We start from the raw sequence: 24,912 nt of genomic DNA on the forward strand, positions 1-24,912 counted from the left end.
GGAGTCTGCATGGTGGGTCCCGGATTGAAAACAGTGGTTGGCCTGAGCCTCCTTGTCCTGCTGAGCGCCTGTGGCGATAAAAAATCGGTCGAAAAGGACCGTCCGCGGGTATTCGTGCAAGAGGTAAAACCTGCGGATTACGCGGCGACGGTGACCTTGACCGGTGATGTTCAGGCGCGGGTCCAGACCGACCTGTCGTTCCGCGTTGCCGGCAAGATCATCCAGCGTACAGTCGATGTCGGTGATCGGGTTTCGGCCAGACAGGTTCTGGCAAAACTCGATCCCAAGGACCTGCAAACCAACGTCGACTCGGCTCAGGCGCAGGTTGTTGCCGAACAGGCCCGAGTCAAACAGACCGCCGCCGCTTTCGTTCGCCAGCAAAAACTCCTGCCCAAGGGCTATACCAGCCAAAGCGAATACGATTCCGCCCAAGCCGCCTTGCGCAGCAGCCAAAGCGCCCTGACGGCTGCCCAGGCGCAACTGGCCAACGCCCGCGAACAACTGAGCTACACCGCGTTGGTCGCCGACGCGCCGGGGGTGATGACCGCGCGTCAGGCCGAGGTTGGCCAAGTAGTGCAGGCCACCGTGCCGATTTTCAGCCTGGCCCGGGACGGTGAGCGCGACGCAGTGTTCAACGTCTACGAATCGCTGCTGACAGAGCCGCCAGAGGGCAAAACGGTGGCCGTCAGCCTGCTCGACAACCCCGCGATCAAAACCACTGGCACCGTTCGGGAAATCACCCCGGCCGTCTCCGCGCAGACTGGCACGGTGCAGGTCAAAGTCACTCTCAACGGACTACCGGAAGGCATGCAGCTCGGTTCGGTGGTGAGTGCCACGGCCAAGACGCCAGGCAAATCGGCGGTCGAATTGCCCTGGTCAGCGCTGACCAAAAACCTCAGCGACCCGGCCGTGTGGCTGGTGGACGGCGAGGGCAAGGCACAACTGCACACCGTCACGGTAGGCCGCTACCTGACGGGCAAAGTGATCATCAGCGCCGGCCTGAAGGGTGGCGAAAAAGTAGTCATCGCCGGCGGCCAGTTGCTGCACCCCGGCGTGAAGGTGGAGATCGCCGAAAATACCTATAAGGATTTAGCCGAGGGAGCCCGGCCATGAAGCGTCTGTTACTGGTATGCGCCGGTGTGATGCTGGTGGCCTGCTCGGAAAAGGAACCGCCTCCGGAGCCTGTACGCCCGGTGTTGTCCATCAAGGTCCAGGCCCTGGACGAGGAAAATCTTGGCCGCTTCGCCGGCAGCATCCAGGCCCGTTATGAAAGCAATATCGGCTTCCGGGTGCCGGGCCGAATCGCCAGCCGTAACGTCGATGTCGGTGCCGAAGTCGAGAAGGGTGCCTTGCTCGCAACGCTTGATCCCACTGACCAGCAAAACCAGTTGCGCTCGGCCCAGGGCGATCTGGCCCGTGTGCAGGCGCAGTTGATCAATGCCCAGGCCAACGCCCGGCGCCAGCAGGAACTGTTCGATCGCGGGGTCGGTGCGCAGGCACAACTGGACATCGCCCAGACCGATCTCAAGACTACGCAGGCCTCCCTTGATCAGGCCAAGGCGGCGGTCGACCAGGCCAAGGACCAACTCGACTACGTCGAACTGCGCACCGACCACAAAGCCATCGTCACCGCATGGAACGCCGAAGCCGGGCAAGTGGTGACCGCCGGCCAGCAAGTGGTGACCCTGGCGCAGCCGGACATCAAGGAAGCGGTGATCGACCTGCCCGACACGCTGGTCGATCAGTTGCCGGCGGATGTGGTGTTTCAAGTCGCCGTGCAACTGGACCCGAGCGTTACCACTACCGCCATCGTTCGCGAAATCGAACCCCAGGCCCAAAGCGCGACCCGTACCCGGCGTGCCCGTCTGAGCCTGACTGATACGCCGTCGGGGTTTCGCCTCGGTACGGCGATCAGCGTGACCCTCAGCTCCGCGATCAAATCGCGCATCGAATTGCCGGTGAGCGTGCTGCAAGAGGTCGATGGAAAACCGCGGATCTGGGTCATCGATCCGCAGACCCAAACCGTTTCCCCGCGAGAGGTCAGCCTGATCAGCCGTACTGACAGCACAGTGGTGCTGGCCGACGGTGTGAAGTCTGGCGAGCGGGTGGTCAGTGCCGGTGTGAACAGCCTGAAACCGGGGCAAAAAGTGAAAATCGATGAGGACAGCCCGCAATGAAAGGGAGTTTCAACTTATCCGAGTGGGCCCTCAAGCATCAGTCGTTTGTCTGGTATTTGATGTTCGTCGCGCTGCTGATGGGCGTGTTCTCGTACATGAACCTCGGACGCGAGGAAGACCCGTCGTTCACCATCAAAACCATGGTGATCCAGACCCGGTGGCCGGGCGCGACCCAGGAAGAAACCCTCAAGCAGGTCACTGACCGGATCGAGAAAAAACTCGAAGAGCTCGACTCTCTCGACTACGTGAAAAGCTACACCCGCCCCGGCGAGTCGACGGTCTTCGTTAACTTGCGTGATACCACCAGCGCCAAGGACATTCCGGAAATCTGGTATCAGGTGCGCAAGAAGATCAACGACATTCGCGGCGACTTCCCTCAAGGCCTGCAAGGGCCGGGATTCAACGATGAATTCGGTGACGTGTTCGGCTCGGTGTACGCCTTTACCGCCGACGGTTTGTCGATGCGCCAATTGCGCGATTACGTCGAGCAGGTCCGCGCCGAGATCCGCGAAGTACCGGGGCTGGGCAAGGTCGAGATGGTCGGCGAGCAGGACGAAGTCCTCTACCTGAACTTCTCCACCCGCAAACTGGCGGCGCTGGGCATCGATCAGCGTCAGGTGGTGCAGAGCCTGCAATCGCAAAACGCGGTGACACCGGCCGGGGTGATCGAGGCCGGCCCCGAGCGGATTTCCGTGCGTACGACGGGGCAGTTTGCCTCCGAGAAAGACCTGGAAAACGTCAACCTGCGACTCAACGACCGCTTTTACCGATTGGCCGACGTCGCTCAGATCAGTCGTGGCTATGTCGACCCGGCGACGCCGGAGTTCCGCTTTAACGGCCACCCTGCTATCGGCCTGGCCATCGCCATGAAGAAGGGCGGCAACATCCAGGTGTTCGGCAAGGCTTTGCACCAGCGCATGACCGACCTGACTGCGGACTTGCCGGTGGGCGTCGGTGTGCATACGGTTTCCGACCAGGCCGAAGTGGTAGAAAAAGCCGTCGGCGGCTTCACCAGCGCACTGTTCGAAGCGGTGGTGATCGTGCTGATCGTCAGCTTCATCAGCCTCGGCGTGCGCGCCGGATTGGTGGTGGCCTGCTCGATTCCGCTGGTGCTGGCGATGGTCTTCGTCTTCATGGAATACAGCGGCATCACCATGCAACGGATCTCCCTCGGCGCCCTGATCATCGCCCTCGGCTTGTTGGTGGACGACGCGATGATCACCGTCGAGATGATGGTCACGCGCCTGGAAATGGGCGAGACCAAGGAGCAAGCGGCCACGTTCGCTTACACCTCGACGGCGTTCCCGATGCTCACCGGTACGTTGGTGACGGTGGCCGGTTTCGTGCCCATCGGCCTGAACGCCAGCTCGGCCGGCGAGTACACCTTCACGCTGTTCGCGGTGATCGCGGTGGCCATGATCGTGTCGTGGATTGTCGCGGTGCTGTTCGCCCCGGTGATCGGCGTGCACATACTCAGCGCCAACGTGAAACCTCACGATGCAGAACCGGGACGCATCGGTCGGACGTTCAATTACGGCATGCTCTGGGCCATGCGCAATCGCTGGTGGGCGATCGGCATCACCATCGCGCTGTTCGTGGCGTCGGTGTTTTCCATGCAGTTCGTGCAGAACCAGTTCTTCCCGTCCTCGGACCGCCCGGAAATCCTCGTCGACCTGAACCTGCCGCAAAACGCCTCGATCGCCGAGACCCGCAAAGCTGTGGACAAGCTCGAAGAGACCCTCAAGGGCGACCCGGACATTGTGCGCTGGAGCACCTACATCGGCGAAGGTGCAATCCGTTTCTACCTGCCCCTCGACCAGCAACTGCAGAACCCGTATTACGCGCAACTGGTGATCGTCAGCAAAGGGCTGGAATCGCGTAACGCGCTTAGCCAGCGCTTGCGCGAGCGCCTGCGCAAGGATTTTGTCGGTATCGGCAGCTACGTCCAGGCGCTGGAAATGGGCCCGCCAGTGGGGCGGCCGATTCAGTACCGGGTCAGCGGCAAGGACATCGATCAGGTGCGCAAGCACGCCATCGCCCTGGCCACCGAACTGGATAAAAACTCGCACATTGGCGAGATCATTTATGACTGGAACGAACCGGGCAAAGTCCTGCGCATCGACATTACTCAGGACAAGGCGCGGCAATTGGGGCTGTCGTCGGAAGACGTGGCCAATCTGATGAACAGCATTGTGGTCGGTGCACCGGTGACTCAGGTCGACGACGATATCTACCTGATCAACGTAGTGGGGCGTGCGGAAGACGCCGAACGCGGCACCCCGGAAACCCTGCAGAATTTGCAGATCGTCACGCCGGGCGGCACGTCGATTCCGCTGCTGGCGTTCGCCACTGTGCGCTATGAACTTGAGCAGCCGCTGGTCTGGCGCCGCGACCGCAAACCGACCATCACCATCAAGGCGGCGGTGCGCGATGAGATTCAGCCGACCGACCTGGTGAAACAACTCCAACCCGACATCGACAAATTCGCCGCCAGTTTGCCGGTGGGCTACAAGGTCGCCACCGGCGGCACGGTGGAGGAAAGCGGCAAGGCCCAGGGGCCAATTGCCAAGGTTGTGCCGTTGATGCTGTTTTTGATGGCGACCTTTCTGATGATCCAATTGCACAGTGTGCAGAAGCTGTTCCTGGTGGCCAGCGTCGCGCCGCTCGGCTTGATCGGCGTGGTGCTGGCGCTGATCCCGACGGGCACGCCGATGGGCTTTGTGGCGATTCTGGGGATTCTGGCTCTGATCGGCATCATCATCCGCAACTCGGTGATTCTGGTGACGCAGATCGATGCCCTGGAGAAGGACGGTCATGCGCCGTGGGATGCCGTGGTACAAGCCACGGAGCATCGGCGCCGGCCGATTCTGCTGACGGCTGCGGCGGCGAGCCTGGGGATGATTCCGATCGCCCGGGAAGTGTTCTGGGGGCCGATGGCCTACGCGATGATTGGCGGGATTATTATTGCGACGTTGCTGACGTTGCTGTTTTTGCCGGCGCTTTATGTGGCTTGGTACAAGATTCGCGAGCCGAAAAAAGAAGCGCAGTAATTGATGCGTTGATCGTTCCCGAGTGACGCTTGGGAACGGTCCTACTTACATGGCCGGTGCGTTGCTGTACGGTCCCTTTCCAAATGGAGGAGGGACTTCGATGTCACCGATGACCTATTGTCTGCGCTATGTGCTGTTGCTCGGCGCTCTGTTGTGTTCACCCCCGACGCTGGCCGGCAGCGTGCTGGAAAATTCGCTGTGGCGCGTCGAACTCGATCCCGCCACGCTGGCGATCCGCGTCATCCCCGCACAAAATTCGCCAGTGCAAGCCTCGTCGGGCGTTACTGGGTATAAGGTCAGCAACCTCAAGCAAAGCGCCAATCGCATGGACTGGCAGTGGGATGACGGCGCCTGGACGCTGAGTGCCGCCCTCGATCAGCGTGACCTGTCCCTGTCCATCACGGCCCGTGATCCCGGTGAGCTGAGCTTTCTGAAACAGCCCGGCAGTTCTATGGGCAAAGGACTGATCTTGCCGCTGGCCGAGGGGCGTTACGTGCCTGCCGGTGATCCGCTGTGGCAAACCTTTCTGCTCGATCAGGGGGCGTTCAATACCACCCAAGACCTGAGTTTGCCGCTGTGGGGCGTTGATCACGGTGGCTTCACGCTGAACTGGCTGATGACCAACCCTTACAACAATCGCCTGATCTTCAGCGCCGAAAACAACAACACCCTTGCTCTGACTGTCCATCATCAATTCACCTCCCTTGAGCCCAATGCACCGCTAACGTTCAAGCTGTCGTTGGGTGATGTCGATCTGTTGGCGGGTGCCAAGCGCTATCGGAAATGGTTGGTCGACAGCGGGCAATACGAAACCTTGAGCGACAAACTGCTGAAGACTCCCGAAGCCAAAAAGCTCCTGGGAGCCAGTCATGTTTATCTGTGGGGTAACGACCTGCTCGGACCGGACGATGTTCAAAGCTGGCCAGCCTTGCTGCAAGGGTTGCGCGGTAACGGCGTACTGGCCAGCGAGTTACGTAACAGTTTTGACGCCCCAAGCTCGCAGTTACTGGCCCGGGCTAAGCCACCGCTTGATCGTCACCAGCAAGTCACGTTGCTACGCAGCCTCAATGCTGCGCTTAACAAGAAGGCTCGCAGCGGCTGGCAGTCTGTCGTCGAACCGGACATGCAAAAACTGGCTGACGGCTACGGCTTATTACGTGCAGAACTGGCAGTGGCGTTCTCCGATGCTGTGACGGCAATACCGGAACGCTGGGGCAATACCTTGTCACCAACGACTATCGAACAACTGAAAGCTGCGGGCTTGTCGCGATTATGGTTAGGCCTTGGCGAGGGTTGGGAAGGAGGTCTCTGGCACCCTGAAACGGTGCGTCAAGGCGTTGCCGCAGGCTACCTGGTGGCGCCTTATGATTCCTATGAGACGGCACTGACCATCACTGAAAACCCGGACTGGACCACTGCGCATCTGGGCTCCAGAGCCAATCAGGAATGTGCGATCGTGTTGGAAACCGGGGCGTTCAAAAGCGGGTTTCAGCAATCGGGGCATTACACCGAGCCGCGTTGTGTTCGGCCATTGCTTGAGGCGCGCATCAGGGCTGTACATAGCAAGGCCGGGTTCAATAGCTGGTTTCTGGATGCCTACGCCACCGGCATGCTGTTCGACAGCTACCGTGTGGGAGCGACCATGACTCAGTTGCAAAATGCCGAGGGCAACATCGACGCCTCGCGCTGGGTCAACGAGACGTTGAAGCTACCGACCGGCTCCGAGGATGGCAACGCCACCACGGCCCAAGGTGTACTGTTTGCCCATGGGATGCAGACACCGGTGATCGGCTGGGGGGATTCGGATATGAGCAAGAATCCGAAGTCGCCCTATTACCTGGGCCGCTGGTTTCCTAATGAACAGCCGCAGGTTTTCTTCAAAACCGTGCCACTCAAGGAACCCTACCGCACGGTTCACTTTGCTCCGCAAACGCGCCTGCCGCTTTATCAGGCGGTGTTCCATGGCTCGGTGATCACCACCCATCATTGGCTGTTCGACAGCCTTAAATTGAGCAATGTGCGCGCCGAGAATGAGCTGACTCAATTGCTCTACAACGTGCCGCCGCTGTATCACCTGAGTGCGGCGACGCTGAAGCAGCGGTTGCCGGTGATTGCTCGTCAGGATGTTTTCTTCCGCCCGCTGCATGAGCGTCTGGCGACTCAGGCGATGACAGATTTCCGTTGGCTGACTGAGGATCGTCAGGTACAGCAGACAACGTTCGCCGATGGCACCAGACTGGTGGCGAATTTTGATTTACGCGAACGTGAGGTTGATGGGCGACAGCTGGCCGATCGAAGCATCACCGCGTTTGACGCGAATGGTGGAGTGGCAACCTATCAAGTCGCTGTGCAACGTTAGAAAACCTTCGCGAGCTTGCTCGCGATTGCGTCCTGACAGGCTACGCCGGCTTACGCCAAACACTCGCCAACCAAGGCTGCTGCTCGCGCGGCAGTCCCGCCGGCCGGTAGTAATGCTCCAGCTCCACAAACCCCGCCGCCGTCAGCAATTGCTGCCACGTCTCAAGATCGTGGTACGCCCCATAACGCGGCCCGTTCCACCCCTCCTGATTCTCACCGCGCGGATTGGAACTGAACAACACCCCGCCCGGCTTCAAAGTCCCGCGCAACTCCGTCAATACCCTAGGCAATTCCTGACGCGGAATATGGAACAACACCGCATTGGCGAAGATCCCGTCAAAGCGCTCGGCCGGCAAATCCAGCTTCAGAAAATCCTTCTGCCAGACTTCACAACCGCTGTCTTCGCGCGCCATCTGCGCAAACTTCTCCGAGCCATCAAGCCCGACAGCGGTGTGGCCCATGCGCGTGAAGGTTTGCAAATCACGCCCCGGCCCACAGCCAAAGTCGAGAATGTCGAACGGTGCTTCCCCCTGAATATGCCGCAGCAGCGCATCAATGTTCTGGCTGACATCATGATCGCGAGTCCCTTCGCGAAAACTTTCAGCCACCGAGTTGTAATGGCCCAGGGTGGTGGAGGTGATCTGCTCGAGATCGGTGGGGGTCTGTTTCATGGTCGGCTGCGCAGGCAATTGGGATTTGCCGAATATACGCCAAGGCGCCGGTGGCTGCTTCGCAGCCATTCGCGAGCAGGCTCGCTCCCACAGTTGACCGGCAGTGAACACAAGATTTGTGTACGACGCGATCAATGTGGGAGCGAGCCTGCTCGCGAAAGCGGTGTCACTGACGACCAATGACTTGAGCCAGACTCAACGCTTGTTCAACCCCCGTGCCAACCGATCCCCGCCCAACTGAATCACCGCCACCAACACCACCAGCAACACAATCACCGTCAACATGATCTGGCTATCAAACCGCTGATACCCGTAGCGATAAGCGATGTCCCCCAGTCCACCCGCACCGATCGCCCCCGCCATGGCCGATGAGTTGATCATGGTCACCAGGGTGATGGTGAAACCACCGACAATCCCCGGCAGCGCCTCAGGCAACAGCACGTGCCAGACGATATGCCAGCGCCGGCAACCCATCGCCTGCGCCGCTTCGATCAACCCGTGATCGACCTCACGCAAACTGACTTCGGCAATGCGCGCAAAGAACGGCGTGGCGGCGATGGTCAGCGGCACCACGGCCGCCCACACGCCGTACGTGGTACCGACGATCAACCGCGTAAACGGAATCAGCGCCACCATCAAAATCAGAAACGGAATCGAGCGAAACAGGTTCACGAACGCGCCCAGCGCGCGGTTCAGCGCTGGCGCTTCATAGATGCCGCCCTTGGAGCTGGTGACCAGGATCACCGCCAGCGGAATGCCCGCCAGCAGCGCGATCAATGACGACACGCCGACCATCAGGAAGGTGTCGATGAAGCCTTGCAGCAAGCGATCAAACCACATAACCCAGCACCTCCACTTGTTGCGCCCAGTTGCCGGCGCGTTGACGCAATTCCTCTGCGCCGAGGGACGAGCCGGTCACCGCCAGCAGCAATTGCCCGAGGGCATGGCCCTGAATCCGTTCCACGCCACCTTGCAGCAAGCGCACGCGACCGCCGAGAGCACTGAACAACGCCGCCAAGTCTGGCTCGTCGCCGGCACTGCCGGTGAACTGCAAACGCAGCACAACAGCGGCGTCCGAGGACTGTGGATGTGCCTGCAAGCGGCGTTGCAGTTCTTCCGGCAAACCGTGTTGCAAAGGCGCCAGCAAGGTTTTGCTGACCTCGTGCTGCGGGTTGCCAAAGACTTCCCAGACCGGGCCTTGTTCGACGATTCGTCCGTGTTCCAGCACCACGACCCGATCACAGATATCGCGGATCACCGCCATCTCGTGAGTGATCAGCACGATGGTCAGGCCCAGGCGCTGATTGATCTCGCGCAGAAGGCCGAGGATTGATTGCGTGGTTTCCGGGTCCAGTGCCGAAGTGGCTTCGTCGCACAGCAGAATCGCCGGGTCATGCACCAAGGCGCGGGCGATGCCGACGCGCTGTTTCTGCCCGCCGGAAAGCTGCGCCGGGTAGGCCTTGTGTTTCTCTTGCAGGCCCACGAGCTCCAGCAGTTCTCGGACTTTCTGCTCGCGTTTTTCCTTGGGCACACCGGCGACTTTCAGCGGCAACTCGACGTTCTGCCATACCGTCTTGGCCGACATCAGGTTGAAGTGCTGGAAGATCATGCCAATGCGCCGACGCAGCGCCACCAGGCGGTCTTCATCGAACTCGCCGATGTCGACCTGATCGATCAGCACGCGGCCCGTGCTCGGTTGTTCCAGGCGGTTGATGGTGCGAATCAGCGATGACTTGCCGGCGCCGCTGCGGCCGATAATGCCGAACACTTCACCGCGCTGGATCGCCAGGTCGATGCCGTGCAGTGCCGCTACCGGACCTTGCTGGCCGTTGTAGGTTTTGCCCAGGCCGATGAAGCGCACATGAGCGCGGTTCAGGTCTGGGTGCAGTTCGGTTTGTATAGCATGCTCTGGGGTATGGCGAGGCTCTGGAGTTTCCAGTCGCAGTTGGGTGGCTGCCCTCATATTCAGCTTTCCCAGCCAGCTTGATAGAGCTTGCCGTGGGCCTTATCCAGCGCCGCGCGAACGGCCGGCGAATGCTGGTAGATGTCGACGAATTTGATCAGGCGCGGGTCGGTTTTGCTTTTCGGCTGGATCACGAACTGGATCACGTATTCCTTGTGATCGAGGCCATCGAACAGCAGGGCGGAACTGGCATCAAAGGTCTTCGACAGGCGGATGTAGGCCGGGTAGCCCTGAACCAGATCGGCGTCGTCGTAGGCGCGCACCAGTTGTACGGCTTCGACTTGAAGGATTTTGATTTTCTTCGGGTTGGCGATGATGTCTTCTTCGGTGGCCTTGTAGCCGACACCCGGTTTGAGCGTGATTAGCCCGGCCTTGGCCAGCAGTTGCAGGCCGCGACCGCTGTTGATCGGGTCGTTGGCGATGGCCACGCTGGCGCCTTCGGGCAACTCGGCGAAGCTTTTGTATTTTTTCGAGTAGAGGCCGACGTTGTTGATGATCCCCGGGGCGAATGGCACCAGATCAAAACCGGCGGCGGCCTTGGCGTTTTCCAGGAACGGGATGTGCTGGAAATAGTTCACGTCGATGTCGCCCGAGGCGAGGCTGACGTTGGGGGCGATCCAGTCGCTGAACTCTACCAGTTCGACTTTCAGGCCTTGTTTGTTGGCTTCTTCTACTGCTGCTTCCAGGGGAATGGCGAAGGCGGCGGTGGTGCCGACTTTCAGTGGTGCGTCAGCGGCGAAGGTGATGGAGCTGAAGAGGCCGAGGGCCAGGGCCAGTGCTTTGACTGGGTGAGTTAAGAGTTTCTTGGTCATGATGGTTATTCCAGTCAGTGCATTAAATGTGTGGTGTTTGGTCGGGCCTCTTCGCGAGCAGGCTCGCTCCCACAGGGATTTTGTGAACACCCGAGATCCAATGTGGGAGCGAGCCTGCTCGCGATGCTTTTAGCGGCGGAACGCCGAACCTGTGTGTTGCTCAGGCAAACGCGCTTCGCCGTGAAACAGCTTTTCCCGCAGGCTGCCGTTGTCGTAAGCGGTCTTGTACGACCCTCTGCGCTGCAACTCCGGAATCACCAAATCTATGAAATCCACATAGCTTTCCGGCGTAACAATCCGCGTCAGATTGAAACCATCCAGCCCGGTCTCCGCGATCCACGATTCCAGCTCGTCAGCCACCTGCTGCGCCGAGCCGACCACGGTGATGTAGCGGCCACCGAGGGCGTGTTGCTCCAGCAATTTGCGGCGGGTCCAGTCGTTGTTTTTCAGGTTCTTGGTGGCGGACTGGATGGCGTTGCTTTTCACGTACTGGATCGGTTCGTCGAGTTCGTATTCGGAAAAATCGATCCCGGTGGACGCCGAAAAGTGCGCCACACCAGCCTCGGCACTGGCGTAGCTCAGGTACTCGGCATGCTTGGCCCAGGCCAGCTCTTCTGTCTCACCGACGATCACGTTCAAGCCCATGAACACCTTGATGTCCCAGGGATTGCGACCGGCCTCGACGGCGCTGGCGCGAACCTTGTCCACTTGAACCCTGGTCGCCGGTTTGTTCTGACCGCTGATGAACACGCACTCGGCGTGCCGACCGGCGAACAGCAAACCGCGATCGGAACTGCCGGCCTGGAACAGCACCGGCGTGCGTTGCGGCGATGGCTCGCAGAGGTGATAACCCTCGACCTGATAGAACTCGCCCTTGTGCTCGACCTTGTGCACTTTCGCAGGCAAGGCGTAGATCCGTTGCTCGCGGTCGTTGAGCACCGCGTCGTTTTCCCAGCTGCCTTCCCAGAGTTTGTAGAGCACTTGCAGGTATTCATCGGCCTGGTCGTAACGACGGTCGTGTTCCACCTGTTCACTCAGGCCCATGGCCTTGGCGGCGCTGTCGAGGTAGCCGGTGACGATGTTCCAGCCGACCCGTCCGCGACTCAGGTGATCGAGCGTCGACAGGCGCCGGGCGAACAGATATGGCGGTTCGTAGGTCAGGTTGGCTGTCAGGCCGAAGCCGAGGTTTTTGGTGACGGCGGCCATGGCCGAGACCAGCAGCAGCGGGTCGTTGACCGGCAACTGGATCGACTCTTTGAGCGGCACGTCCACCGAGTTTTGATAGACGTCGTACACGCCGACGATGTCGGCGATGAACAGACCGTCGAACAGTCCGCGTTCCAGCAACTGCGCCAGTTCAGTCCAGTATTCGATGGTTTTGTATTGGGTTGAATTGTCCCGTGGATGCGTCCACAGGCCGTGGTTGATGTGCCCGATGCAGTTCATGTTGAACGCGTTGAGCAGGATTTTCTTTTTGGCATCAGCCATCAGATGGTCCCCCGCAACGGCGGGTTTTCATCGTTGAGGTAGTAATTGCCCACCGCGTGATACTTCCAGCGCACCGGGTCGTGAAGGGTGTGCACCCGGGCGTTGCGCCAGTGGCGATCCAGGCCGTGTTCGACCAGAGTTGCCTGACTGCCGGCCAGTTCGAACAATGTGCTGCCGGCGGCGAGGGAGATTTCGGTGCTGATGGCCCGGGCTTCGGCAACCGCAATTGAGGCGGCGGCGACGGTCTCGGCATTGGTGTCGGCCTGGGCCTGATCAAGGAATTCGCCGGAGCGTTCCAGCAAGGCCTCGGTGGCGTGCAGGCGAATAGCCAAGTGGCCGAAACTCTTGATCGTCAGCGGGTCTTCGGTGGCTTTGTCGTTGCCGGAATCAATCCAGGGCCGGGTCTTGGTGCGCACAAAATGCAGTGCATCTTCGTAAGCCGCGCGGGCGATGCCGGTGTCGATGGCGGCATGGAGAATCTGTGCCAACGGGCCGACGGTGGTCGGGCGCTCGAACGCGCTTTGAAACGGAATCACATCCTCGGCGGCGACGTAGACGTCCTCGAACACCACTGAACCGCTGCCGGTGGTGCGCTGGCCGAAGCCGCTCCAGTCGTCGATTACCGTCAGGCCTTTGCTGTTGCGCGGGACGAAAGCCAATTGTTGCACACCGTTTTCGTCCACCACTGACGTCGGGATGCGCTGGGCGTAAATCGCGCCGGTGGCGTAGAACTTGCGGCCGTTGATGCGGTAGCCGTTGCCATCGCGAGTCAGGCTGGTGACGCGATCATGGGCGGTTTTGGTGCCCAGTTCCGCGAGTGCGTTGCCGAAGCGCTGGCCGGCCAACACTTCGGCGTAGAGACGTTTTTTCTGCCCATCAGTGCCATTCACGCGCAGCACTTCGAGGGCGTAGAAATGGTTTTGTGGAATCTGTCCGAGGGAGCCGTCGGCCTGGGCGATCAGCGCGATGACCTTGGCTAGGGTGACGTTGGAAACCCCAGCGCCGCCATATTCTTTTGGCACGCTGATGCCCCAAAGACCCGAACGGGAAAACACTTCCAGTTCCGGGTACGGCAAACGACGCTCGCGGTCGCGCAGGGCGCTGTCGCGTTTGAAATCGTCGGCCAGGTCACTGGCGACGATCAGGGCTTGCTCATCGCTGGTGATGACCGCGACGGGGTGAGAAAGAGTCATGTGTTTCTCCAGAGATCTGGTCAAAAGGGGTCTGGTCGTCAGATCCAGGAATGCCGCGCAGGCAAGGTTCCATTGAGGTGGTAAGCGCCGACCGCGTGATACTTCCAGCGCACCGGGTCGTGCAGCGTGTGCACCCGGGCGTTGCGCCAGTGGCGGTCGAGATTGAATTCGGCGAGGGTGGCGCGGCTGCCGGCCAGTTCGAAGAGTTTTTCGCTGGCCAGCAGCGAGATCTCGGTGGTCAGCACTTTGGCTTCAGCCACGGCAATCGAGGCGCGCGCAGCGGACTCGGCAGTGAGCGGCGCGGCGTTGACCTGATCGAGTACTTGCCCGGCCTTGCGCAACAACGCTTCGGCGGCATGCAGTTCGATTTTCAGCTTGCCGATGTCGGCGATCACATAGAGGTCGTCGCTGGCCCGGTCGACCTTGGCGTCGATCCACGGTCGTGCGCGTTTTTGCACGAACTCAATGGCGTCATCGATGGCGCCCCGAGCAATGCCGACGTCGATGGCTGCTTGAATCAACTGCGACACGGCGCCTTGGGTATTCGGGCTGTCGTTGATTTTCCAGTTATCCACCACCAGCTCGGCGTCGACCCGCACGTTATTGAGCAAAATGGTGCCGCTGGCGGTGGTGCGCTGGCCGAAACCCGACCAGTCATCAACGATGCGCAGGCCCGGAATACCACGACGAACGAAGGCCAGCACTTGCTTGCCATCGTCGTTCAGCGCCTTGACAGCCACCCAGTGGGCGAACAGGGCGCCGGTGGAATAGAACTTTTGCCCGTTGATGACGAAGCCATCGCCGTCGGCGGTGATCCGCGCCTTGAGCTCCAGGGTATTTTTGGTCCCGCGCTCCGGCCCCGCGTTACCGATTCGCCAGCCTTCGAGCACGCTTTTGAACAGCTGTTTTTTCTGCGACTCGGTAGCGCTGCCGAGTATCAGGTGGAGAATGCCGAACTGGTTCTGCGGGATCTGCCCCAAAGCCGGATCGGCCGCGGAAATGATCGCGAACACTTCGGCAAGGGTAACGAATGAAACCTGCGGGCCACCGTACTCACGCGGGATGGCAATGCTGCCCAGGCCGCTGCGGGTAAACTGTTCGATTTCCGACCACGGCAGCTTGCGCTGCTGGTCACGTTTGGCTGCTTGCAGGCGGGCGACTTGCGCCAGCTCATGGGCAGCCTTGATGGCTTGTGCGTCGTTGCGCAAGACCTGTGCGGGCAACAACAATGGGGCGATGTCCAGATCACTCTGGACGATTGCATCTGCCAGACTGGACATCAGTGCCGCTCCTTGGCTGCACGCAATGCCCTGGCGATTTGCACTGGGGTGATTGTGTTCCGGACCATACCTACCTCACATCTCATGAAAGCGCCGCAAGGGTTGCGGCGAACGAAAAACACGAATGTCCGGTGGTCCGGTGTATATACCCTAAACGTGTATAAATAATTTATGAACTAACTTTTAGGAATATGCATAGAAGGTCGTTACCCTTTAAGCCGCCAGGATCGCAGCCTTCGGCAGCTCCTACAGGGAATGCGTTCGCGTAGGAGCTGCCGATGGCTGCGATCTTTTGATCTTGTAGCAGCTGGCGAAGCCTGCGTTCGGCTGCGCAGCAGTCGCAAAATTGTGCGCCGCGGTCATTCAGGTTAATCGCGGACTCAGGATTAACGACTGCTGCGCAGCCGAACGCAGCCTCACAGGCTCGACAGTTGCTACGGCCGAACGCAGGCTTCGCCAGCTGCAGGGACCTCATCGGCTGCGGGATTCAGCGGCCATGAGCGCTTCTTTCGGCGGCACTTTCAGGTAGGGATTGGCACAGCCGATCTTCAGTGTGCGTGCCGGTGCCCACCGCGAATTGTTACCCACCCGATCGAGGATGCAGTAAGTCACTTCCAGTCGAAGGTCTTCGCCGGCTTCGAGAATGATCGCCGGGGGCACCCAGACCTGAATCGGCTGCCCCACATCGCAAGCCTTGAGCTTGGGCAAGTCCATGCGCACATCGCCCCAGCGCAAGGTGATTTCGTCGTCGGCGGCCATGTTCAGGTACGGCTCGATGGTCAACGGGACACCGCGTTTGACCTGGTTCGGATTGACTCCCTGACGACGAATGGTCTCAGGGATGAACACCGGTGCCAGGCTCTGGTTTTCCTCATCGCAAAGCAGCAGGCCGCCCGGGCAATCGAGCTTGATCTGGACGCGCGCCGCCGGTGATACCGCCGGCCCTTGCCCGACCTGCATGACCTTGTAATGGACGCGGGCAGAACCATTGGCAATGAAGCTTTCCGGCACCCGCAGGCTCACGGCTTTGCCGCCATGGTCGGACCCCAACACGCTGGAGGCGACATAGCAGTTGTCCCAAAACAGCTCGATCAGATCGCCTTCGTCCATGCCGGGATAGGGCGGCACGTCGATCATAAGGTGAGCGGCGGAGGTGCTGTTGATACCGGCCTTGTGGCTTTGCGCCAGGGTCGGGGCTGCAAGTTCAGGTTTGTTTGAAGTGCTTGTCATGAGTTTCTCTCCTTGAAGCTTTGCCGCGAAGTCCATTTCTGAAAGATCGAAAGGGGTGAATTACCAAGCAACAAAACGATTCACTATTTGCGCGCTTAAACAATGATTGAGTGTGATGGCTGTTACCTGTTGGAGACTAGATAAGAGTGCGCTTGAATAAGTGTCAATAGCGTTGGTTGGTTAAAGGTTAGTTCTTGCGTGATTCAGAAAGCTCCTACGCGGTATGGTTAATAAACCGCATCGCGCTGTCGAATAAAGGCCGATATTTGGTGGATTTTATGCCTTTGAGGCAGAAACCCTTTGAGCGAGGGCAGCAGGGTGTTTTATAAATTTTAGGCGATATGAATCTGTTGCAGGACATATATATGTACCGCATGGGGTGGCGGGAAGTTATTTATGATGAGGGTGAATCAAGACAATGTTGAAAGGCGGCTATAGGCTTTTATAAGACGGGCTTAATGTCACTTCCATCCCTGGAAGTTGACTGTTTCCGAGTTAGGCAGCACTAAGCGTTATTAAGAAACTTGCTAAGAAACTGCTTCGTCCGTTCCTCTTTCGGATTGGCAAACAGTGCCTTGGCTTCGCCTTGTTCGACGATCACACCCTTGTCGAAAAACACCACACGGTTGGCCACGTCCCGGGCAAAGCCCATTTCGTGGGTGACGATCACCATGGTGCGTTTCTCCTCGGCCAAGCCGCGGATGGTCGCCAACACTTCGCCCACCAGTTCCGGGTCCAGCGCCGAGGTCGGTTCATCGAACAGGATCACTTCCGGTTCCATCGCCAACGCTCGGGCAATCGCCACACGCTGTTGCTGACCGCCGGAAAGGCGTCGCGGGTAAGCGTCTTCCTTGCCCGCCAGGCCGACCTTGGCCAACAGCTTTTTACCCAGGGCAACGGCTTCGGCGCGCGGGATCTTTTTCACCACCAACGGGCCTTCGATCACGTTTTCCAAGGCCGTGCGATGGGGGAACAGGTTGAAGTTCTGAAACACAAAACCCACGTGCTGGCGCAAGCGCCGTACCAGGCTCTGCTGCTGGTTCAGAGGGCGGCTGCCATCGATCTCGATGTCACCGACCTTGATCCGGCCGCTGCTAGGCTCCTCGAGAAAATTCAGGCAACGCAGGAAGGTGGTCTTGCCCGAGCCGCTGGGGCCGATGATCGCCACCACCTCGCCTTCCTTCACCTGCAGATCGATGCCGTTGAGCACCACTTGACCCTTGAACTGCTTTGTCAGTTTTTCCACGACAATCATTGGGTCAGGACTCCTGGTCGTGCCGATTGACCCGCGCTTCCAACTGGTTCTGGAAGTGCGACAGCACCGTTGCCAGAATCCAGTAGATCACCGCGGCGGCAAGATACATGGTGAAAATTTCGAAGGTGCGGGCGGTGATCAGCTGCGCCTGACGGAACAGCTCCGGTACTTGAATGGTGGCTGCCAGCGCGGTGTCCTTGACCAGCGAAATGAAGCTGTTGCCCAGCGGCGGCAACGCCGTGCGCATCGCTTGCGGCAGGATGGCCCGGCGCAGGGTCTGCGCGCGGGTCATACCGATACTCGCAGCGGCTTCCCATTGGCCGCGTTCAATCGAACTGATCGCGGAACGGAGGATTTCACAGGCATAAGCGGCCATGTTCAGCGAGAGGCCGATCAGGGCTGCCGGTATCGGATCCAGTTCGAGACCCAATTGCGGCAAGCCGAAATAGATCATGAACAGTTGCACCAGCAACGGCGTGCCGCGAAAGAACGACACGTAGATGCGGGCCAGCCAGCTCACCAGTTTGAGGCGTGACAGGCGCATCAACGCCAGGCCGAAGCCCAGCAGCAAGCCGAAGAACATGCTGCCCAGGCTGAGGATGACCGTAAAGTACACGCCCTTCAGCAGGAAGGGCATGGACTCCAGTACGAGTTGGAAAGCCGCTTCCATTATTTAGTGACGTCAGCGCTGAAGTATTTTTCCGAAAGCTTGGTCAGCGTACCGTCGGCACGCAGCTTGTCGATGGCTTTGTTCACCGCAGCCAGCAGCTCAGGCTCGCCTTTGCGCAGGGCAATACCGGCTTCCTGGCGGGAGAACGCTTCGCCGGCGGCGGCAGTGTCCTTTGCCTTCCTGGCATATTCCAGCGCGGCCAGGCGGTCGATCAGGATGGCATCGATGCGGCCGACGCGCAGATCCTGGAACTTGCTCGGGTCATCATCGTAGGTACGCACGTCGGCCTTAGGCACATTCTCTTTCACCCACTGCTCGTAGTTGGTGCCCAGGCCGACGCCGACTTTCTTGCCGGCCAGATCGGCGGAGGTCTTGATGGTGTCTTTGTTTTTGGTCAGGGTCAGCGCCTGAATCCCGGAAACGGTGTAAGGCGTCGAGAAGTCGTACTTCTTCTTGCGCTCTTCGGTGATGGTCACCTGGTTGATCACCGCGTCCAGACGCTTGGATTCCAAGGCTGCGAGGATGCCTTCCCATTTGGTCGGCTGCAGTTTGACCTTCACGCCCAGCTCTTTGGCCAAGGCTTCGGAGAACTCGACTTCGAAGCCGCTCAGTTTGCCGGCCTCGTCGACGAAGCTGAACGGTGGATAAGTGCCTTCCAGACCGACGTTGATCACGCCTGCGTCCTTGATCTTTTGCAGCTGCTCACCGGCCACTGCCTGCCCCAGCAGACCGGCGCTCAGCGCCAGGCCCAGCGAACCCACCAGCAGATTTCGACGTAATGATGCGGAGAAATTCATGACAAGCCCCTGTGTTTTCTTATGGAAGACGCTTAAGGAAAGTTGGCAAATTCGGGATTTGAACGACTGCGATATCCTGCCCTAAAGCAGCTTATGCGTCTTGCAGCAAATTCGCCTGCGGCGCGACTATATGATGTTGTCTTTAGATAGGAAAATACTAAATATTCAGTTTGTTATTCTTTTTTAAATATGAGGTGTCATCGAAAAGATCGCAGCCTGCGGCGGCGCCCACAGGCGCGTAGGAGCTGCCGCAGGCTGCGATCTTTTGATCTTCCGGTAACTGTTACAGAAAGTCTTTGTAGGCAAACAACGCCGGCGCCCCACCGGTGTGCAGGAAGATGATCGGGCCGTCATTGAAGCGCTGGCGTCCGATGCCGTCGAGCAAACCGGCCATGGCTTTGCCGGTGTACACCGGATCCAGCAACAACCCTTCTTGACTCGCCAGCAGCTTCAACGCCGACAATGTCCCGGCATTTGGCTCGCCATAACGCGGACCGAAATATTCGTCCCACAGTTCGATTTTGAAATTCGCCGGCAGGCTCACGCCCAGCAGCTCGGCCGTGCGCTCTGCGAGGCCCTGGACTTTCGGTCGTTGCGCTTCATCGCTACGGGAAACGGTCACGCCGATCACTGGCAAATCCGGCAGTGCTTCGCTCAATGCCAGCGCCAGGCCGCTGTGGGTGCCGGCACTGCCAGACGCCAGCACCACCGCGGCGAATTGCAGCCCGGTGTCCTTGATCTGTTCGGCCAGTTCCAGGCCCGCACGGACATAACCCAAAGCGCCCAATGCATTCGAGCCACCAATAGGCACCAGATACGGCTTTTTGCCGTTGCTGCGCAGACGTCCGGCCAGCGCTTCCAATTGCTCGTCGGCATTTTCGAGATTTTCCACCAACTCGACCTTGGCATCGAACAGGTCCAGCAACAGCCGATTGCCGTTGCCGACATAGTTGCTGTCGTCGGTGCCGAGCGGATTTTCCAGCAGCGCCACGCAGCCCAGGCCAAGCTTGGCCGCAATGGCGGCGGTCTGGCGCACGTGGTTGGACTGGATCGCGCCTGCAGTGATCAACGTATCAGCGCCCTGGGCCAAGGCATCGGCGGCCAGGTATTCGAGTTTGCGCAGCTTGTTGCCGCCCAGTGCCAATGGCGTCAGGTCATCGCGTTTGACGTACACATCGCGGCCCAGCCAGGTCGACAGGCGTTCGAGTTTTTCCAGGGGAGTAGGATGACCGAGCAGGTCGAGGCGGTTAAAGCGGGCAAGCTGTTGTTTGATCATGGGGCCGTACTGGCGGAGGAAGATGTCAGGACTATAGGCAGGGGTATTTAGTGGGGCAACTGCCAATCGCTTATAGCCAAAAGTATTGAGCAAAGCACTATTGGTTCTTAATTCGGCCGCAAGCCGTTGCCGTAAAGTAATCGCGGTTAACGCGGCCAGACAGTCCGGCCGCCCGTGAGGAGTTTTTACCGTGAGCGAGCGTTCCAGCCATTGGCAATTGCAGACCATCGTCAGCCAACTGCGTACGGCGCGCGAGCAGTGGCGTGCACAAAACGGCCGTGCCAGCGGCGAGCAGGGCGGTCGCGAGTTGCCGTCCCGAGCGGCCATGGCGGACATTCTCGAAGCCTTATGCGGTGCGCTGTTCCCGATGCGTCTGGGCCCGGTAGATTTGCGCGAGGAAAGTGAAGATTTCTACGTCGGCCACACACTCGACGTCGCACTGAACGCGTTGCTGGCTCAAGCGCGGCTCGAACTGCGTTATGCCGCTCGCCACAGTGCCCAGGCCGACACTGAAGTCGAGGCCAAAACCATTCAGATCATTCAGGACTTCGCCCTCGCTTTGCCGGGGCTGCGCACTCTGCTGGACACTGACGTACTGGCGGCCTATCACGGCGACCCGGCGGCTCGCAGTGTCGATGAAGTGTTGCTCTGCTATCCGGGAATCCTGGCGGTGATTCACCATCGCCTGGCCCATCATTTGTATCGCGCGGGCTTGCCGCTGCTGGCGCGGATCAGCGCGGAAATTGCCCACTCGGCCACCGGCATCGACATCCATCCGGGGGCGCAGATCGGTCGCAGTTTCTTCATCGATCACGGGACGGGTGTGGTGATTGGCGAGACCGCGATCATTGGCGAGCGCGTGCGGATTTATCAAGCGGTGACCCTGGGCGCCAAGCGCTTCCCGGCGGACGAAGACGGCCAGTTGCAGAAGGGCCATCCGCGGCATCCGATCGTCGAGGACGATGTGGTGATCTATGCCGGCGCGACGATTCTGGGGCGGATCACCATCGGCAAGGGTTCGACCATCGGTGGCAACGTCTGGCTGACCCGCAGCGTGCCGGCGGGGTGCAACCTGACCCAGGCGAATCTGCAGCATGATGATGGGACGCAGAAGTAAGCTCCCTGATCTTTGCTGACTGATCTGGCCTCATCGCGAGCAGGCTCGCTCCCACAATGATCCTTGTCGTTCACAGCTATTGTGTTCATCAGAGATCAACTGTGGGAGCGAGCCTGCTCGCGATTGGTTGTAAGCCGAGCCGGGATAGTGGCATTTAGCTTATTTCGTGGTGAACGAATCCTCCAAAACCGCCGTCATACCCTTCCTTGAGCTAGCGTAGGAAAGCTACCGCCGAGCTCTACGATTAGTCCTTAGCCCCCTATCCATGTTTAACTTGAACGCTCATTCAAGTTAAACCGCCGGTTTGCTGCCCGCTCACAACAGGAGGCTTGCCTTTGCCGAGTCCGTTATTGATTGCCCTGTTTCACCCTCTTGAGGTGTACCTTTCATGAGTGCATCGTCCACCCCCGCAAGCGGCCAGGTCCGCATGAATCCGCCGGTGTTTTATTTCGCGGCGACCTTTATTTTGTTGTTCGCCGTTGTGGTCATGGCGATACCTGAACAGGCCGGTGCCTGGCTGTTGCAAGCGCAAAACTGGGCGGCCAATACGGTCGGCTGGTACTACATGCTCGCGATGACGCTGTATCTGGTCTTCGTGGTGGTCACCGCCTTGTCTGGCTACGGCAAGATCAAGCTCGGTGCCGACCACGACGAGCCCGAATTCAGCTACCTGTCCTGGGCCGGCATGCTGTTCGCCGCCGGTATCAGCATTACGCTGTTTTTCTTTTGCGTGTCCGAACCACTGACTCACCTGGCGCAACCGCCCCAAGGCGAGGCTGGCACGGCGGATGCGGCGCGCCAGGCGATGCAGATTCTGTTTCTGCACTGGGGTCTGCATGGCTGGGGCGTGTTTGCTTTCGTCGGCATGGCGCTGGCCTATTTCGCCTATCGACATAACCTGCCCCTGGCCCTGCGTTCGGCGCTGTACCCGCTGATTGGCAAGCGCATCAACGGCCCGATCGGTTACGCGGTGGATGGCTTCGGCATCATCGCCACAGTGTTCGGCCTCGGCGCCGACATGGGCTTTGGCGTATTGCACCTCAACTCGGGCCTGGACTACCTGTTCGGCATCGCTCATACCCAGTGGATTCAGGTCGGTCTGATCACGCTGATGATGGGTGCGGCAATCATCGTCGCGGTGTCCGGCGTCGATAAAGGCGTGCGGGTGATGTCCGACATCAACATGCTGCTGGCCTGTGCGTTGCTGCTGTTCGTGTTGTTCGCCGGCCCCACCCAGCACTTGCTCAACACGCTGATCCAGAACATCGGCGACTACCTCGGCGCCTTGCCGATGAAGAGTTTCGACCTCTACGCCTATGACAAACCCAGCGACTGGCTGGGTGGCTGGACGGTGTTCTACTGGGCCTGGTGGATTGCATGGTCGCCGTTCGTGGGCCTGTTCATCGCGCGGATTTCCCGTGGCCGGACCATCCGCGAATTCGTCTTCGGTGTGCTGCTGATTCCGCTTGGTTTCACCCTGGCGTGGATGTCGATCTTCGGCAACAGCGCCATCGACCAGGTCCTCAACCACGGCATGAGCGCACTCGGTATGTCGGCCATCGACAACCCGTCGATGACCCTGTACCTGCTGCTGGAAACCTATCCATGGAGCAAAACCGTGATTGCGGTCACGGTGTTCATCAGCTTCGTATTCTTCGTGACATCCGCCGACTCCGGCACTGTGGTGTTGTCGACGTTGTCCGCCAAGGGCGGTAACCCGGATGAAGACGGGCCGAAATGGCTGCGAGTGTTCTGGGGCGCGATGACGGCGTTGGTGACCAGCGCGCTGTTGTTCTCCGGCAGCATCGATGCATTGAAGTCAGCAGTGGTGCTGACCTCGTTGCCGTTTTCGATGATTTTGCTGCTGATGATGTGGGGGCTGCACAAGGCGTTTTATCTGGAATCGCAGAAGCAGATCGCGCAACTGCATTCCCTCGCGCCAGTGTCTGGAGCACGGCGCGGCGGATGGCGTCAGCGCTTGAGTCAGGCGGTGCATTTCCCATCGAGGGATGAGGTCTATCGTTTCCTCGATACCACGGTGCGCCCGGCGATTGAAGAGGTGACGGCAGTGTTCGTCGAGAAGGGCTTGCACGTGGTCACTCAGCCCGATCCGGCCAATGACAACGTCAGCCTGGAGATCGGTCATGGCGAACTGCATCCGTTCATCTATCAGGTGCAAATGCGCGGTTACTTCACGCCGTCCTTCGCCCGGGGCGGCATGGGTTCCAAGGAACTCAACAATCGTCGTTACTACCGCGCCGAAGTGCATTTGAGCGAGGGCAGTCAGGACTACGATCTGGTGGGCTACACCAAGGAGCAGGTCATCAACGACATCCTCGACCAGTACGAACGGCACATGCAGTTTTTGCACCTGGTGCGTTGATTGAGGAGGGGGGCTGACGTCTGGTCAGGCGTCAGTGCTCATCGTCATGAACAACACCAGCGCCGCCACCGGTACGCCGAATACCGCGCTGCCCACCACCAGTTCCGTGCTCAACGGCTGGCCGGCGTTGACCATGCCGACCGCGCCGTTGATCAAGGTCAACGCCAGCCACAGCACGACAAAGCTGTAGGCCAGGGTCTGGCGGGGGAAACCGATGTTCTCGCCGATGAACAGCATCAGCGCCAGAAGGACCAGGCCGAAGAAGATGATGATGGTGGTGTGCATGATGCGTTCCTCTCCTTCAGATTTGTGGTGTCTTTGAGGCCGTCTTCGCGGGAAGCCTCGCTCCTACAGGATTTCCGTCAATCGTGTGTCCGACACAAAACCCGTAGGAGCGAGGCTTGCCCGCGAAGGCGTCCCTACTGCTCACCCCAATACATCGAGCATAGTTAAACCAGCCCACCATTCACCCGCAGGATTTGCCCATTACCGATGGTCCGCGGGCAATCTGGCTTGCTTGAGTTCGGCTAATATTTATCAGAGTGTGTATCGTGTGTATTAAGGATGTGATCATCACGTAATGTGCTCAGCAGATGCTGCGGGGTCTGAAATGAGGCCCGACATCGGAAACGAGAGCCTCGAAGGGGCCACATCACAGGAAGGACTCATCGAAATGAAATTCCCGGTCGTTCTGCACAAGGATGCCGACTCAGAATACGGAGTGATTATCCCGGACGTGCCGGGTTGCTTCTCCGCGGGCGCTACTGTGGCGCAGGCATTTGAAAACGTGAAAGAAGCGTTGGCTTTGCACTATGAAGGCTTGGTCGCCGATGGTGATCCACTGCCGCAGGTGCGTGAGATTGACGCTCATCTTGATAACCCTGACTACGCTGGCGGTGTATGGGGTGTGGTCGACTTCGATATCACGCCTTACTTCGGCAAGTCGGTGCGCTTCAATGCCACGCTCCCTGAACAATTACTTGAGCGTATCGACCAGACGGTCAGACGAGATCAGCGATACAGCTCAAGATCTGGTTTTTTGGCGGCTGCCGCGTTGCGTGAGTTGTCGGCATAAACGTTGGGGGTGGATATCGGCTCTATGCGGTGGGTCAGATTTATTAATCTGTGAAACGTTTCAGCATTTTCTCGAGTCCGAGGTTTATCGGCGTTTGTCCAAGCGTATGCTGGGCAA

At 59.3% G+C, this 24,912-nt stretch carries 20 protein-coding genes; 7 read left to right on the forward strand and 13 right to left on the reverse strand.

All coding sequences use genetic code 11. The features are described 5' to 3' along the window. Positions 1–9 precede the first annotated feature (9 nt). The 4 genes from ACYZT2_RS02290 to ACYZT2_RS02305 all read left to right on the forward strand — a co-directional run bounded on the left by ACYZT2_RS02290 (position 10) and on the right by ACYZT2_RS02305 (position 7,586). The gene (locus ACYZT2_RS02290; RefSeq protein ID WP_461969779.1) at positions 10–1,113 is read left to right on the forward strand and encodes an efflux RND transporter periplasmic adaptor subunit; all 1,104 of its coding nucleotides are present in this window, start codon (positions 10–12) and stop codon (positions 1,111–1,113) included. Beyond that, complete coding sequence (locus ACYZT2_RS02295) at positions 1,110–2,177, forward strand: efflux RND transporter periplasmic adaptor subunit (protein WP_461969781.1); 1,068 nt, start codon at positions 1,110–1,112, stop codon at positions 2,175–2,177. Before ACYZT2_RS02290 ends, ACYZT2_RS02295 begins: the two co-directional genes overlap by 4 nt. Continuing rightward, positions 2,174–5,227, forward strand: coding sequence for an efflux RND transporter permease subunit (locus ACYZT2_RS02300; RefSeq protein WP_461969783.1), 3,054 nt, complete (start codon positions 2,174–2,176; stop codon positions 5,225–5,227). Before ACYZT2_RS02295 ends, ACYZT2_RS02300 begins: the two co-directional genes overlap by 4 nt. 100 nt (positions 5,228–5,327) lie before the next feature. Continuing rightward, the gene (locus ACYZT2_RS02305) at positions 5,328–7,586 is read left to right on the forward strand and encodes a glycoside hydrolase (RefSeq protein ID WP_461969785.1); all 2,259 of its coding nucleotides are present in this window, start codon (positions 5,328–5,330) and stop codon (positions 7,584–7,586) included. A 40-nt stretch (positions 7,587–7,626) separates the two neighbouring features. Here ACYZT2_RS02305 and ACYZT2_RS02310 read toward each other — a convergent pair whose 3' ends face one another. The 12 genes from ACYZT2_RS02310 to ACYZT2_RS02365 all read right to left on the reverse strand — a co-directional run bounded on the left by ACYZT2_RS02310 (position 7,627) and on the right by ACYZT2_RS02365 (position 20,220). Continuing rightward, entirely contained in the window at positions 7,627–8,256 is a 630-nt protein-coding gene (locus ACYZT2_RS02310) for a class I SAM-dependent methyltransferase (protein WP_461969787.1), read from the reverse strand. Between the two features lie 195 nt (positions 8,257–8,451). Continuing rightward, entirely contained in the window at positions 8,452–9,096 is a 645-nt protein-coding gene (locus ACYZT2_RS02315; RefSeq protein ID WP_030128490.1) for a methionine ABC transporter permease, read from the reverse strand. Then, complete coding sequence (locus ACYZT2_RS02320; RefSeq protein ID WP_461969790.1) at positions 9,086–10,219, reverse strand: methionine ABC transporter ATP-binding protein; 1,134 nt, start codon at positions 10,217–10,219, stop codon at positions 9,086–9,088. Before ACYZT2_RS02320 ends, ACYZT2_RS02315 begins: the two co-directional genes overlap by 11 nt. 2 nt (positions 10,220–10,221) lie before the next feature. Beyond that, positions 10,222–11,031 carry a MetQ/NlpA family ABC transporter substrate-binding protein gene (locus ACYZT2_RS02325; RefSeq protein ID WP_461969792.1) on the reverse strand — a complete coding sequence of 270 codons (810 nt, stop codon included), beginning with the start codon at positions 11,029–11,031 and terminating at the stop codon, positions 10,222–10,224. Positions 11,032–11,160: 129 nt separating this feature from the next. Then, positions 11,161–12,519, reverse strand: a complete 1,359-nt coding sequence (locus ACYZT2_RS02330) for an LLM class flavin-dependent oxidoreductase (RefSeq protein WP_461969794.1) — start codon at positions 12,517–12,519, stop codon at positions 11,161–11,163. Beyond that, positions 12,519–13,712, reverse strand: coding sequence for an SfnB family sulfur acquisition oxidoreductase (locus tag ACYZT2_RS02335; RefSeq protein WP_461969796.1), 1,194 nt, complete (start codon positions 13,710–13,712; stop codon positions 12,519–12,521). Before ACYZT2_RS02335 ends, ACYZT2_RS02330 begins: the two co-directional genes overlap by 1 nt. 38 nt (positions 13,713–13,750) lie before the next feature. Beyond that, the gene (locus ACYZT2_RS02340; protein WP_461969798.1) at positions 13,751–14,992 is read right to left on the reverse strand and encodes an SfnB family sulfur acquisition oxidoreductase; all 1,242 of its coding nucleotides are present in this window, start codon (positions 14,990–14,992) and stop codon (positions 13,751–13,753) included. Between the two features lie 471 nt (positions 14,993–15,463). Then, positions 15,464–16,222 (reverse strand): hypothetical protein, encoded by a 759-nt coding sequence (locus ACYZT2_RS02345; protein WP_461969800.1) that lies wholly within the window; start codon positions 16,220–16,222, stop codon positions 15,464–15,466. A gap of 505 nt (positions 16,223–16,727) precedes the next feature. After that, entirely contained in the window at positions 16,728–17,477 is a 750-nt protein-coding gene (gene tcyN, locus ACYZT2_RS02350; RefSeq protein ID WP_008068688.1) for an L-cystine ABC transporter ATP-binding protein TcyN, read from the reverse strand. A gap of 4 nt (positions 17,478–17,481) precedes the next feature. Next, a complete protein-coding gene (gene tcyL, locus ACYZT2_RS02355; RefSeq protein ID WP_253417273.1) occupies positions 17,482–18,147 on the reverse strand; it encodes a cystine ABC transporter permease in 666 nt (221 codons plus the stop codon). Continuing rightward, entirely contained in the window at positions 18,147–18,944 is a 798-nt protein-coding gene (gene tcyJ, locus ACYZT2_RS02360) for a cystine ABC transporter substrate-binding protein (RefSeq protein WP_461969803.1), read from the reverse strand. The genes tcyL and tcyJ overlap by 1 nt, the downstream gene beginning before the upstream one ends. A gap of 283 nt (positions 18,945–19,227) precedes the next feature. Next, positions 19,228–20,220 carry a D-cysteine desulfhydrase gene (locus ACYZT2_RS02365; protein WP_461969805.1) on the reverse strand — a complete coding sequence of 331 codons (993 nt, stop codon included), beginning with the start codon at positions 20,218–20,220 and terminating at the stop codon, positions 19,228–19,230. 190 nt (positions 20,221–20,410) lie between these two features. Between ACYZT2_RS02365 and epsC the strand changes: the two genes are divergently transcribed. Together epsC and betT are read left to right on the forward strand one after the other, a co-directional pair. Next, the gene (gene epsC, locus ACYZT2_RS02370; protein WP_007903111.1) at positions 20,411–21,337 is read left to right on the forward strand and encodes a serine O-acetyltransferase EpsC; all 927 of its coding nucleotides are present in this window, start codon (positions 20,411–20,413) and stop codon (positions 21,335–21,337) included. A 427-nt stretch (positions 21,338–21,764) separates the two neighbouring features. Next, complete coding sequence (gene betT, locus ACYZT2_RS02375) at positions 21,765–23,720, forward strand: choline transporter BetT (protein WP_174160214.1); 1,956 nt, start codon at positions 21,765–21,767, stop codon at positions 23,718–23,720. A gap of 24 nt (positions 23,721–23,744) precedes the next feature. On the opposite strand, the gene ACYZT2_RS02380 is transcribed toward betT, so the two are convergent. After that, positions 23,745–24,005 (reverse strand): hypothetical protein, encoded by a 261-nt coding sequence (locus tag ACYZT2_RS02380; protein WP_461969808.1) that lies wholly within the window; start codon positions 24,003–24,005, stop codon positions 23,745–23,747. A gap of 325 nt (positions 24,006–24,330) precedes the next feature. Between ACYZT2_RS02380 and ACYZT2_RS02385 the strand changes: the two genes are divergently transcribed. Then, positions 24,331–24,795 (forward strand): type II toxin-antitoxin system HicB family antitoxin, encoded by a 465-nt coding sequence (locus ACYZT2_RS02385; RefSeq protein ID WP_173667514.1) that lies wholly within the window; start codon positions 24,331–24,333, stop codon positions 24,793–24,795. Positions 24,796–24,912: the final 117 nt, after the last annotated feature.

The organism is Pseudomonas sp. MDT1-85, from assembly GCF_054898065.1.